This window comes from Comamonas thiooxydans (genome assembly GCF_002157685.2).
In the GTDB taxonomy this organism is placed as follows: Bacteria; Pseudomonadota; Gammaproteobacteria; order Burkholderiales; family Burkholderiaceae_C; genus Comamonas; species Comamonas testosteroni_H.
Window position 1 is genome coordinate 5010429 of sequence record NZ_AP026738.1, and the last position, 12923, is coordinate 5023351.

Genomic DNA, 12923 nt, shown 5'->3' on the forward strand with positions numbered 1-12923 from the left:
TTCAGATCAATATCAATCTGAAATGCAATGCTGACCAGCGCAAGCCGCTTTGTTATAAGGAGCAAACCTTATTCGACAGCCACTCCCGACTCCTCGGCCGCAAGCCCGCTGAGCGGGCTGCGCTCAGGCGCGGGGCCGCTGCGCTGCAATGCGTAATGCTGGATCAGCCCCAGCAGCTCCTCATCGGAATAGGGCTTGCCCAGATAGTGATTGGCTCCCAGGTCGCGCGCCATTTCGCGATGCTTCTGGGCAATGCGCGAAGTGATCATGACCACGGGCATGCCTTCGAGCTTCTGATCGGCGCGAATATTGCGCAGCAGATCAAAGCCGTCCATGCGCGGCATTTCGATGTCGGACAGCACCAGGGTCGGGCGCTCGTCCTGCAAACGTTCCATGGCTTGCAGGCCGTCAGCGGCCAGCGTGACACGGTAGCCTTCGCGCTGCAGCAGACGCTGGGTGACGCGGCGCACGGTGATGGAGTCATCCACCACCAGCACCAGTGGCACCGTGGTCTGCGCAGCTTCGGCGCCCAGCAGATCGGCACCGCCTGAGTGGGCCTGCAGTTCGCCATCGGCTGCGGCCTGCTCGGCCCTGGCCAGCATGGCTCGCACCTGCTCGCCATGGACGTTGGCCAGCGCCACCGGGTTGTAGATCTGCACCACGGCCCCCGAGGGCAGCACGGACATGCCGGTAAGACCTGGCAGACGCGACAACTGCGGGCCCAGGTTCTTGATCACCACTTCCTGGTTGCCCAGCACTTCGTCCACATGCAGCGCCACACGCTGCGAGGCACTGCGAGCTATCACCACGGGGCGCGTGCGCCCGAGGTTTTCCTCGCTGCGCAAAGAGGTCTGCCACAGCGCGCCAGCCCAGTAGAAAGGCATGACTTCGCTGCCGTCCTGGAACTCCTGCTTGCGATAGCTTTCCTCCAGCACATTGACGGGCACGCGACGCACGATTTCCACCAGGTTGGCGGGCACTCCCATGGACACGGCGCCCATGCGCAGCATCACCACCTGGGTCACGGCCGTGGTCAACGGCACAACCAGACGGAAGGCGCTGCCACGGCCTGGCTCGGTATGGGTTTCGATACGACCGCCCAGAGCATTCACTTCGGAACGCACCACATCCATGCCGATGCCGCGGCCGGCAACACCCGTCACCTCGGTGGCCGTGGTGAAGCCCGGCTCGAAGATCAGGCGCCCCGCGTCTTCCAGCGTCATAGGACGCTCGTCAGTCCAAAGCTTGAGGCTGATGGCCTTGGCGCGAATCCGTTCCAGGTCCAGACCAGCCCCGTCGTCTTCCACGGACAGAGCCACGTCGTTGCGCTCCTGACTCAGCACGATCTCGATGGTGCCCACGGGCGGCTTGCCCAGTTCCTGGCGCCGCTCGGGCGATTCGATGCCGTGAGCCACGCAGTTGCGCAGCAGATGCTCGAAGGCCGGCATCATGCGCTCCAGCATTCCGCGGTCCATTTCGATGGTGCCGCCCAGAATGTTCAGGCGCACCTGCTTGCCCATCTCCTTGGAGGTCTGGCGCACCACGGCATACAGTCGCTCGGCAAAGGAGTCGAACTCCACCATGCGCGTGCGCAGCAGATCGCGCTGCAGATCGCGCGCCTGCCGGCCCTGGGCCACCAGATCGTCTTCGGCTGCCGCCAGATCCCGCTGCAGATTGCGCTGCACCGTGGCCACGTCGTTGACCGATTCGGCCATCATGCGCGTGAGCTCCTGCACGCGGGTGAAGCGGTCGAACTCCAGAGGGTCAAAACCGGCCGCTGTGTCCTTGGACAGGGCCAGACGCGACTGCATCTGGCTTTCGGCCTGCACCTCGATGTCGCGCAGCTGCGTGCGCAGACGCTCCAGGTTGCCCGTCAGATCATGGAGTGCCGAACGGGCCTGCGACAGACGCGCATCGACACGCGAGCGCGCAATCAGCACTTCGCCGGTCTGGGAAATCAGGCGGTCCAGCAACTGGGCTCTCACGCGCACCGTCTGCTGCGATGCGGCGCGCGGCACCACCGGTGCCGGCAGCTCAATGGCCTGCGCAGGCTCTGCGGCAGTCTTTTCACCGGCTTGAGCTTCCGCTGCTGCTTGCTCTGCATCAGACTCCGCCGCGCTCAGATGCAGAGGCGCCTGAGCAAGAAGATCGTCCAGTTGAGCCAGCGGCTGCTCGGGCTCCTGCTCACCGGCCATGCGCAGCACATCGAAGCTGGCCTGCAAAGCGTCAAAGCTGCTCAACAGCGGCTCGATCGCTTCGGCTGCGGGACGCTCCTGGTCGATACGCTCCACCGCCGACTCCAGGCGGTGGGCCATCTCCCCCATGCGCATGGCACCCGCCAGGCGGGCACTGCCCTTGATGGTGTGCAACGCGCGCAGGGCTTCGTTGCGAGCCTCATCCAGCGTCGGGCGCCCATGCCAGCGGCGCAGTGCAGCACCGAGCTTGGGCAGCAGGTCGATGGCCTCTTCCTCGAAAATGGGAAACAGGTCGGCATCGACCTGATCGAGCACATCGATGTCGTCTTCGTCGTCACCGGCATGCACCGCCAGCGCGATGGCTTCATCGATGCGGCGCTGCAGCTCGGCCTCATGCTCCACGCTGCTTGCGGCAGGCACCATGGAATACGGTGCCTGATCCGCGGCTTTTACCGCGGCATCCAGCAACGGGTCGGCTATCGATGCCCCCGCTTCTTCCTCGGCCACATCCTTGAGTCCATCACCCGCAAGCTCGGGCAAGACCCCATCCTGCGAAAGCTCGGCAGCAAAGTCCAGCGGCAAATCCTTGGGATCTGCAGGCGGCTGCAGCGCCTGCACCTCGGGCCACTCTGCCTCATCCAGCTCGGACAGCTCAAGGTCGACAGTTTCAGCTGCTGCACCGACATCGATCGGAGTATTCAGGATTTCACGCAGCGCGTCTTCGACAGCGGGTAAGGCGTCCTTGAGGAAACCTGCCGCAAACTGATGCAGCAAGCGGCGCACTTCATCGGATGCGGTCACGCATTGCTGAATCTGCAGCGCACCGGCATAGCCCTGAGGCTGGAGATGCAACAGCGCATGTTCGAGCAAACGCGCCAGCTCCGACAAGGCCTTGAAGCCCACGGTACCGGAGCTGCCCGCCAGGGAATGCGCAAGCGCGATCGCGTCGTCGGGAATGACGGCAGCCGGCTCTTGCGACCACTGCTGCAACACCTCACCCAGTCGTTCTGACCACTCGTCTGCTTCGTTGAGATAGACGTTGTACAGCGCTGCGCTGATGCGCAGCCCATCAATATTGCGATAGCCGTCGTCCGGCTCGGCCGTCTGCTCCAGCACCGGCTCAATCGCCGAGACTTCGGGCTCCGGCACCTGAGCGGGTTCTTCGGCCACGACTGGATCGGGCACGCCATCCAGCAAGGCTTCAATGGCCTCCAGCTCGATCGCTGCCTCTGCAGACGGCAGCTCGAGCGCCATCTCCACAGCGGCCGGCGCCCCGGTAGCTGCGTCCATGGCGGGAGGCTCCACGGCAGTCTGCATGTCTATGGCTGCCTGCTCGCTTTCACGCATGGCCGCTTCGAAGGCGGCAAAATCCAGCTCCTGCACCTCTTCTGCCGCAGTGCTTTCCTGCAGCAAAGACTGAACCTCCCCGGCGCCCTCTGGCCACTCGGGCTCTGCCGCTGACTCCAGGGCTGGCAGCGCGGACACGTCAAGCGCATCGGGTGCTTGAAGCTGATGCAGCAGATCGTCAGGAATATCCAGTTCCGGCAAGGCAAAGTCGACTGCTGCCGCCTCCAGCTCAGCCACCTGTTCCTGATCTGGCTGCGCAGAAAGCTCTTCTTGCGGGAACTCCAGCTCCGGCATCGCAAATACGGGCTCTGCGGCCACGGTCTGTGGCTCCAGTGGCCACTGCAGCTCGGCGATCGGCTCCGGCGCTACAGGTAGCTCCAGCGCGGAGGCATCCGCAGCAGCTGCCGCCTCGGCCGACTCCAGGCGCTGGGCGCGCTCGCCACGACGCGGAACCAGGGCCACCTCGGCACGCTCGCCTTGCAGGCGCATGGCGTCGGCGGCGGCACGGAAGGCCGTGGCCGACCAGTTCTGCGCCTGCTGGTTCTCGATATCCTGTGCCCAGACGGCAAAGGCCTTCAGGGCATCCTGAGCCAGCTGCTGCATGGCCTGAGGCATGGGCCGCTGCTCTGCCAGCCATGCATTGAGCATCTGCTCCATGGCCCAGCCGGCTTCACCAAACTCATCCAGCCCCACCATGCGCGAGCTGCCTTTGAGCGTGTGGAATGCACGGCGCAGCGTGGTCTGCTCGCTCAGATTGCCGGGCTCGTCCGCCAAAACCTTGAGGGCCTGCAAGCCGTTATCCACGACTTCGCGGGCTTCCTCCAGGAAGATGGACAGCAGCTCATCGTCGCCATCCAGATCTACGGTGTTCAGTTCGGCTGGCGGCACCATAGCCGCCGCAGGCACGACCGCCGGAACTGCAACTACCGCTGCCGGATCCCGAGCGACATCCGCCTCGTCAGTTGCCTGCTTGCCCGACTGCATGCCCGCAAACACCTGAGCCATGGCATCGGCCAGGGCATCGGAGCCCACGGCAGCCGACTCTGCCACGGCTGGTGCGGGTGTCGCCTCAAACTCGGGCAAGGCACCTGGCTCGGTCACTGCCCACGGCGGAGTGTCCTCGTCCTCGATGTGCCTGACTTGCAGCGGCTCTGGCTGCGCCACAGCAGCAGGAACTGGCCTCACTTCGGCGGGCGGTGGCGGAGCGGCAACAGAGGGCTCCACTGCCGGAGCAGCAATCACGGCAGCCGAAGCGACCGGAGTCTGTCCAGACTGCACGCCATCCATGGGAATATCCACGGTGGGACGGAAGGCTTCGGGGCCGCGACTGCGGCTATGACCCATGACGATGCGCAGTTCGTCCTTTTCCTCGTCATAGACGAACAGCTTGCGCGCCATATTGCGCTGGTAGCTGAGCATGTCGATGAGAAAGCCCATGGCGCCGAGACTGCTGCCCAGCTTCTCGAAGATACGCGGCTGATTCTCGACCGTCACCTCGCCGAGCATCAGATGCTCGACGGTGTCACGCATGCGCTGCATGGCGGTCGCGGCCTGCTCGAAGCCCAGCACCGACAGCACGCCGCGCATTTGCGCCATCTGGCCCGGCACCGAGGCCAGCACCGAGGTATCCGCGGGATTGCGAAAGAACAGATCCAGCTGCTTCTCTGCCTCGCCCAGGGTGATGCGCAACTCGCCAACCACCGATCCCATGGTCTGCTGGTCGCTGGCCTGACGGTAGAGCTCCTCCATCCAGATTTCCAGCGGCTCGGACTGCGCGCCATGCAAAGCCGCATCCAGACGCTGGACCAGCACGCTGGACTGGGCGGCCTGTATTTCGTCGTCATGCCCGGCGGTCATGAAGCTGGCCTGCAGATACAGCACCGCGGTCGCCACCTCCATGGCCAGCTCGGCCGGTGGCGGCTCGCCGATACGCTCCACCGTCTCGGCCACACGAATCAGCGCGCGCGCCAGCCCGTGACTGGCAGGCTGCAGCTTGACCAGCGACTCGGACACCAGCCCGAACTGCTCGGCCATGGACCTGATCTTGCTGCGGTCGCCGCCGGCTACGGCGGACCAGGTTTCGGCGGCGGCGGCAATGCGCTTGCGCGCCTGCACCAGCACCGAGGGATCGAAACGGCCATAGCGTGCCACATGGTAGTCCACCACCGGCATGTGCTCCATGGCATAGGCCTCGTGCACGGCCTTCAGGCTCTCGCCGGCCTGCTCGCGGGGCCTGGCCTGCGCGCAGAAGAACATCAAATCCTGCAACAGGCGGGCGGGCGGCAGGCTGTCGCCCTTGGCCATGCTGGCGTACTGCATGAGCACGCGCGAAGCCATGCGCTTGACGTAGATGTCGGCGGTGATGAGTCCGCGTGCCAGGCCGTCGAAGAAGGCCGCGGCAATCTTCCAGAAACTGCGCGCCGCCACATCTTCGGGCTGAGCGGCCGCAAAGCGCCGGCAAAGCTCGCACATCTGGGCTGCCGCCTCGCGGTCGTCGCTCTTGACCATGCGCAGCACCACACCGTCCAGCATGGCACGTGCATGTGGGCCATAGGCCAGCGGCTCGGGCATGGTCCCGGTCCAGCGAGGCTCGCGCGCACGGCGCTCGGCAGGCCATAAGTCAGCCGGGTGGGCCTTGTCATTGCCGGCCAGCACCTGGGTCTCACGGTATTGAGGGAACAGGGCTACAGCAGAGACCTGCTGACCGGCCAGAACTGCCTCCAGAAACTCCATCAGCGCAAAATGCGTGCGCTCCAGCGTGCTCGCGGCTTCCTGCGTGCAGTATTCGGGACGCTGTACAAAGCGGTTGACCGCAGCCTCCATGCTGCGCAGCACCTGAGCCGGAGCGGTGACACCCACCATCTCCAGGGCGCCACAGGCCTGATGCAGCTGCTGGCGTGCAATGCGCAGTGCCGATGTATCCAACTCCTCTAGGTCAGACAAACGGGCCGCATCCGCATCGCGCATGAAACGGCTCACAGCCTTGGTCGCCGCCTCCAGCGACTTGCGCACTTCATCGAGCACCCAGGCCAGCGGGCCCAGATCCTGCTCTGCAGTTGCAGACATGGCTGTACGTATTGGCGAGTCGTCAACCACTGACATGCTCTAGTTCCTTAACCCTCAAGGGTCGTGCATTTTTATGAGACAAAGAGCCAGTCAAATCAGGCAATCTTGAATCGGGAAACAGACTGACGCAGCTCTTCAGCCATGTGGGAGAGCTCTCGCACCTGCTGCGCAGTGGTGCGGGTTCCCTCACCGGTTTGCTCGGTCACTGCAAAAATGTGCTGAATGTTTTCCGCCACGCCGTTGGCCATGTTGGCTTCGCGTGATGTGGAATTGGAAATCTGCTCAATCAGCTCGGCCAGCCGGCGCGACACGCTGTCGATTTCAGACAGGGCAGTACCAGCAGAGTCGGACAGACGAGCCCCCTCCACCACACCCTGGGTGGAGCGCTCCATCGCGGCCACGGCATCCTGGGTATCGGTCTGAATGGCCTTCACCAGCGCGGCAATCTGTCGCGTGGCGTCTGCGGAACGTTCCGCCAGGCGCTGCACTTCTTCCGCCACCACCGAGAAGCCGCGACCGGCTTCACCGGCGGACGCGGCCTGAATGGCGGCGTTCAGCGCCAGCACGTTGGTCTGCTCGGTAATGTCCGAAATCAGTTCGGTAATTTCACCGATCTCCTGGGACGATTCGCCGAGGCGCTTGATTCGCTTGGAGGTATCCTGAATCTGATCGCGGATGGAGTTCATGCCGCCGATGGCGTTCTGCACGGCCTTGAGACCCGAATCCGCAGCCTGCAGCGATTGACGGGCCACCTGGGCCGATTCCTGCGCCTGAGCAGAGACGTTGTTGATACGGCCGGCCATGTCCAGAATCGACTTGCCGGTTTCGCGAATTTCATGCAGCTGCTCGTTCGATGCAGCCAGCAGCTCGGTCGAGGTGACGTCCACCTGCTCGGTGGTCTGGGCCACGCGGGTCACCGTGTTCTGCACCGACCCCACCAGAGCACGAAGCTCTTCCACCGTGTAGTTCACCGAGTCGGCAATCGCGCCGGTGATGTCCTCGGTCACGGTGGCTTCCTGCGTCAGATCGCCCTCGGCCACCGATTGCAGCTCGTTCATCAAACGCAAAATAGCCGCCTGGTTGGCGTCGTTGATGCGCTTGGCTTCCTGCTCCTGCAAACGGGCATCGACCTGGTGACGCTCGGCTTCCTGCTGGCGCGCCCGGCTGTCCAGCAGTTGCACGCGCGAGATGCCGATACCGCTCAGAACCGCGGTCAAAATGGCGATGCTCAGCAGCGCCAGCTGCAGCATGCTGGCCCCGCCCAGCCCCTGCAGCGCCGTCTGCAGCTGCTCCAGCTGCTGGCGTAGCGGTTCGCTGTCATTGTTGATGCTGGTCTGTGCTTCACGGGCCGACACCAGCCCTTGCAGATTGCCCAGGATGGCGCTGGCCTGGGTACGCGTATCGTCGTACTGCTTGATCAGCGTCTCCAGCTGTTCACGCACCTGGGGATCGCGTGCCGCGGACAGCCGCATTTCGGCACTGCCGTTGAGCAGGCCTTCGGAGATTTCCTTGAAGGAGTTCAAGTCCTTGCCCAGCAGGAAAACGGCCTCGGGACTCACGCCCTCCAGGGTCTGGAATTCGTTGGCAGATTTGGCAATACGCTGGGTCAGCATCACCAGCTGACCGGCAGCAGAGATCTCGGCCGCGCCGGCGCCCTGCTGCAGCTTCAGCGAAGAAATGGTTTCCGCGGTTTCCAGCAGATCGGAGGACTGGCGGTTGATGGTGCGCAGCGCGTCGCCCACTTGAGTCAGAGTCTTTTGCTGTCCGAGAATCAGCCCGGCGCTCTTTTCCGCTCGCTCCATCAGGGTGCTAATGGAGCTGAGCTCGTCCTGCAAACCGCCACCCAGCGCGTTCACGCCCAGATCGGAATCGCCGGCAGCCAGCGCTCGCACGTTGCGCGCCAAAACACCGGCGCTGTCCTTGACGTCGGCAAACGCAGGAGCAGCTCCCGTCATGGCGATGGAGACCGACTTGGCCAGACGTTGGGACTGCATCAATGCCTGGCCGGTCGCCGCCAGTTGCTGGTTGGAGTTGCCTGCTTCGCGCAGCATCCATGCCGACAGCACCACCAGCACCAGCACCGAGCCACCCAGCAAGGTAAACAAGGTGCGCTGATGCTTGGCAGTCGTGGCCGTACCAAGAATAGGCAGGCTCACCTGTTCGTCCGCGCGGCTGGACTCCTCGACGCCGAAGACGGAAGGTGCCCCCTGCACGCTATTGAGCGATCCGTCGTACATATCCTGCACGACCGTGTCTCCCATCATGCCGCTATCACTACTGACGGCAGCCGCGATGGGCTTGCGTCGGAACAACTGATTTATTTTCTGTGCAAAGGACATAGCGCTGAATCCAGGAACCTCAAGCACGAATGCTCAAAAATTTGGCGGTTTGAGACAGGGACTGCAATTTCAGCTCCTGCCAGCGGCGGCCGCTCGCATCGATATGGACGGCTCCGAAGAAACTCGGGGAACGCTCAGGCGCAGGCTCGGCCTTGGAAAACGCGTCTGCGGCACGCAGGCCCAGCAGACGATCGGCCAGCAGGGCCGCGTTGACCTCCAAGGCAGGGTTGAAGGCCAGCAGGCTGCAGTCCATCAGTTCCTGCTCATTGCGGACACTTCCGTGACCCAGCAATTGAGCCAGGTCCACCACCCCCATCAAAGCACCGCGCAGATTGGCGATGCCCAGAAACCAGGCCTGTGTGTATGGGACGGGCTGAACGCCGGTCCAGGGAAAGATTTCTCCCGCCTGATTCAGCGGCAGCAAATAATCCCGTCCGCCAGCTTGCACTGCCAGCCAGGCAGCAACGCTGACGCCTTCGCTGCGTGCTGCCTGCAGGCGCCCGGCCAGACGGGATTGAAGATCTCGGAGGGCTTCACGGTTCGCCATAAGCAGCGCAGCTCGTTATAGCGCTGCGATCTTGGCTTGGAGCTCGGCGGCATCCACGGGCTTGGTGATATAGCCACGTGCGCCCTGACGCATGCCCCAGACCCGATCGGTTTCCTGATTCTTGCTGGTGCACATGATGATGGGCACATCGGCATACAGGGGATCGCGAGAAATGGCGCGGGTCAGCTGAAAGCCGTTCTGTCCAGGCATGACCACATCCATCAGGATCAGGTCGGGCTTGTCTTCGGCCAGGCGCTTCATGGCTTCCTCGCCATTTTCCGCGGTACGCACCTGCATGCCCTGCTTTTGCAAAATATCGCTCAGAGCCATCAGCTCCGTCTTGGAATCGTCAACGACCAGAACTTTTTGAATTGTCATCATGCAGCTCCCACATCTGCAGCTTGCAGCGCGAATTGTTGTACGGCTTGCAGCAATTGATCTTTGGTAAATGGTTTGGTCAGATAGTCTTGGCAGCCCACCATGCGGCCGCGAGCCTTGTCGAATACACCGTCCTTGGATGACAGCATCACGACGGGCGTATTGGCAAAGCGAGCATTGCGCTTGATGATGGCGCAGGTCTGATAGCCATCGAGTTTGGGCATCAGAATGTCGCAGAAGATGAGCTGGGGCTGGTAGTCATTGACCTTGGACAGGGCATCGAAGCCATCGTCGGCAAGAAGAACTTCGTGACCACCTTGCTTGAGGAAAATTTCAGCGCTGCGGCGGATGGTGTTGCTGTCATCCACGACCAGAACGCGCAAAGGCGCACCAGATGCTGTCACGGTGAAATTCCTCCCAATTCGGTCGTTGATGGAGTGAGCGACTCTTGCACTCAGATTTCCACCATTTCAAAATCTTCTTTGCGTGCACCGCATTCCGGGCATGTCCAGTTCATGGGCACATCTTCCCAGCGGGTGTTTGGAGCAATTCCATGTTCGGGGCAGCCTTGGGCTTCGTCATAAAGCCAGCCACAGGTCAAACACATCCAGGTTTTAGGGTCAGTCACAGCTTAAAGGGGCTTCACATAGAATGCAACGATTGTATCTAGTCACAACCCCGGCTCCCACCCTTGCATTCCCGGGTGCAAACTGGGGTGCGCCATGGCATTGAACCCCATCTCCTCCACTCCCCCTCGCCGCACCCGCCAGGAAGAAGCGACGGAATCAGCACCCGTCTGCGTGCTGTCTTTCAACAGCAGTGACCCCAGCGGAGCCAGCGGGCTCTCGGCCGACATCGCCACCATCTCCTCCATCGGCGGTCATGCACTGCCCGTGGCCTGCGGCGCCTACGCCAGAGACACGGCCCGCATCTACGAGCACTTTGCACTCGACGATGACGCGGTGACCGAGCAGGCGCGCATGGTGCTGGAGGACATTGCCGTCACCGCCATCAAGGTCGGCTTTGTAGGCAGCCCTGCCAACCTGGCCGCCATTGCCACTATCTCATCGGACTACCCCGACATTCCCATCATCAGCTACATGCCGGACCTGTCCTGGTGGGAGGACGACAAGCAGGATCAGTACCTTGACGCGTTCAAGGAGCTTGTCCTGCCTCAAACCTCGGTGTTGGTTGGAAACCACAACACGCTGTGGCGCTGGCTGCTGCCTGAATGGGAAAACAGCCGTGCGCCCACGGCGCGCGACATCGCCATGGCCGCCGAGGCGCTGGAAGTGCCCTATGTGCTGGTGACCGGCATCCCCCTGCCCGACCAGTTCGTGGACAACGTGCTGACCACGGCCCAGTCCGTATTGGGCAACAGCAAGTACGAGATGTTTGACGCCACGTTCACAGGTGCCGGTGATACGCTGTCCGCTGCGATTACGGCCCTGCTGGCCACCGGCAACGACCTAGGCGCAGCAACCCTGGAGGCGCTGGAATACCTGGACCACAGCCTGGATGCAGGCTTTCGCCCCGGCATGGGCCACTATCTGCCCGATCGTCTTTTCTGGGCCCAGCCCACCGAGGACGAGGAGTCCGAAGACGAGCAGGCCGAAGACTCCACCGATGACGAACCCGACGCCAAGCCGATTGAAGGCTTTGTGATTCCCTCTCATGACACAAAACACTGATCTGAATACTGCACTGTTCGAGCGCGCCAAGGGCGTGATCCCCGGCGGCGTGAACTCGCCCGTGCGCGCCTTCGCCGCCGTGGGCGGCACGCCGCGCTTTGTGAAACGCGCCCAGGGCGCCTATTTCTGGGACCAGAACGATCAGCAGTTCACCGACTACATCGGCAGCTGGGGCCCCATGATCCTGGGCCACGGCCACCCCGAAGTGGTCGAGGCCGTGCAGGCCGCCGTGCTTGAAGGCTTCAGCTTCGGCGCCCCCACCGAGCGGGAAGTCGTGCTGGCCGAGAAGATCCGCGCCCTGATGCCCAGCATGGACATGGTGCGCCTGGTCAGCTCCGGCACCGAAGCCGGCATGAGCGCGCTGCGCCTGGCGCGCGGCTACACCGGCCGCAACAAGATCATCAAGTTCAACGGCTGCTACCACGGCCATGCGGATGCGCTGCTGGTCAAGGCCGGCTCGGGTCTGGCCACCTTCGGCGCCTCGTCCTCGGCCGGCGTGCCTGCCGATGTGGCCAAGGACACCATCGTGCTGGAGTACAACGACGTTGCTCAGCTCGAAGAGGCCTTTGCCAAGATGGGCAGCGACATTGCCTGCGTCATCATGGAGCCGATTGCTGGCAATATGAACTTTGTGCGCGCCTCGGTGGACTTCACCCGTCGCATCAGCGAACTGACCCGCGAGCATGGCGCGCTGCTGATCTATGACGAAGTCATGACGGGCTTTCGCGTTGCCCTGGGCAGCGCACAAAGCCTGTATGCCAAGGAAATCGAAGGCTTTGCACCCGACATCACCGTGATGGGCAAGGTCATCGGCGGCGGCATGCCCATGGCGGCCTTCGGCGCACGCCGCGAGATCATGGAAAAGCTCTCGCCGCTGGGCCCCGTCTACCAGGCCGGCACGCTGTCGGGCAACCCGATTGCCACGGCCTGCGGACTGAAGACGCTGGAGCTGATCAGCCGCCCCGGCTTCCACGCCGAGCTGCACCTCAAGACCGGCCACCTGATGCAAGGCCTGAAGGCCGAAGCCAATGCTGCCGGCATTCCCTTCAGCGTGGACTGGCAAGGCGGGCTGTTCGGCTTCTATTTCCTGCCCGAGCTGCCCACGCACTACGCCCAGGTCATGAAGACCGACGGCAAGGTCTTCAACAAGTTCTACCACGGCATGCTGGAGCGCGGCCACTACTTTGCTCCGGCGCTGTACGAAGCAGGCTTTGTCAGCGCCGCGCACAGCGACGAAGACATCGACCGCACCATTGAAGCGGCACGCGAAGTGTTCAAGACACTGTAAATCCCCGCCCGCCCACCAGGCCCTGCAGCCCATGTCTGCAGGGCTTTTTCATTGGTGGCGGCAGACTGCGCC

At 63.1% G+C, this 12923-nt stretch carries 8 protein-coding genes; 2 read left to right on the top strand and 6 right to left on the bottom strand.

What is annotated here, in order from left to right; genetic code table 11:
• Positions 1-68: 68 nt before the first annotated feature.
• Genes CTR2_RS23375 through CTR2_RS23400 form a run of 6 tightly spaced genes read right to left on the bottom strand, consistent with a single transcriptional unit; the run spans position 69 to position 10479 of the window.
• A complete protein-coding gene (locus tag CTR2_RS23375; RefSeq protein WP_087080571.1) occupies positions 69-6644 on the bottom strand; it encodes a hybrid sensor histidine kinase/response regulator in 6576 nt (2191 codons plus the stop codon).
• A gap of 59 nt (positions 6645-6703) precedes the next feature.
• Positions 6704-8947, bottom strand: coding sequence for a methyl-accepting chemotaxis protein (locus tag CTR2_RS23380; protein ID WP_087080569.1), 2244 nt, complete (start codon positions 8945-8947; stop codon positions 6704-6706).
• A gap of 19 nt (positions 8948-8966) precedes the next feature.
• Positions 8967-9494 carry a chemotaxis protein CheW gene (locus CTR2_RS23385; RefSeq protein ID WP_003071161.1) on the bottom strand — a complete coding sequence of 176 codons (528 nt, stop codon included), beginning with the start codon at positions 9492-9494 and terminating at the stop codon, positions 8967-8969.
• 15 nt (positions 9495-9509) lie between these two features.
• Positions 9510-9872 (bottom strand): response regulator, encoded by a 363-nt coding sequence (locus CTR2_RS23390; RefSeq protein WP_003071159.1) that lies wholly within the window; start codon positions 9870-9872, stop codon positions 9510-9512.
• Entirely contained in the window at positions 9872-10276 is a 405-nt protein-coding gene (locus tag CTR2_RS23395; RefSeq protein ID WP_003071158.1) for a response regulator, read from the bottom strand. The genes CTR2_RS23390 and CTR2_RS23395 overlap by 1 nt, the downstream gene beginning before the upstream one ends.
• A 50-nt stretch (positions 10277-10326) precedes the next feature.
• Entirely contained in the window at positions 10327-10479 is a 153-nt protein-coding gene (locus CTR2_RS23400) for a rubredoxin (protein WP_034399566.1), read from the bottom strand.
• A gap of 115 nt (positions 10480-10594) precedes the next feature.
• Here CTR2_RS23400 and thiD point away from each other — a divergent pair, with 115 nt between their 5' ends.
• Together thiD and hemL are read left to right on the top strand one after the other, a co-directional pair.
• Entirely contained in the window at positions 10595-11563 is a 969-nt protein-coding gene (gene thiD, locus CTR2_RS23405) for a bifunctional hydroxymethylpyrimidine kinase/phosphomethylpyrimidine kinase (RefSeq protein WP_087080567.1), read from the top strand.
• On the top strand, positions 11547-12851 hold the full coding sequence (gene hemL / locus CTR2_RS23410; protein WP_034353945.1) for a glutamate-1-semialdehyde 2,1-aminomutase: 1305 nt from the start codon (positions 11547-11549) through the stop codon (positions 12849-12851). Before thiD ends, hemL begins: the two co-directional genes overlap by 17 nt.
• Positions 12852-12923 lie beyond the last annotated feature (72 nt).

What these genes read in the sequence shown, in the direction of transcription:
- CTR2_RS23375 (WP_087080571.1), bottom strand. Translation starts at nt 6,644, where the DNA reads ATGTCAGTGGTTGACGACTCGCCAATACGTACAGCCATGTCTGCAACT.
- CTR2_RS23380 (WP_087080569.1), bottom strand. Translation starts at nt 8,947, where the DNA reads ATGTCCTTTGCACAGAAAATAAATCAGTTGTTCCGACGCAAGCCCATC.
- CTR2_RS23385 (WP_003071161.1), bottom strand. Translation starts at nt 9,494, where the DNA reads ATGGCGAACCGTGAAGCCCTCCGAGATCTTCAATCCCGTCTGGCCGGG.
- CTR2_RS23390 (WP_003071159.1), bottom strand. Translation starts at nt 9,872, where the DNA reads ATGACAATTCAAAAAGTTCTGGTCGTTGACGATTCCAAGACGGAGCTG.
- CTR2_RS23400 (WP_034399566.1), bottom strand. Translation starts at nt 10,479, where the DNA reads ATGTGTTTGACCTGTGGCTGGCTTTATGACGAAGCCCAAGGCTGCCCC.
- thiD (WP_087080567.1), top strand. Translation starts at nt 10,595, where the DNA reads ATGGCATTGAACCCCATCTCCTCCACTCCCCCTCGCCGCACCCGCCAG.
- hemL (WP_034353945.1), top strand. Translation starts at nt 11,547, where the DNA reads ATGACACAAAACACTGATCTGAATACTGCACTGTTCGAGCGCGCCAAG.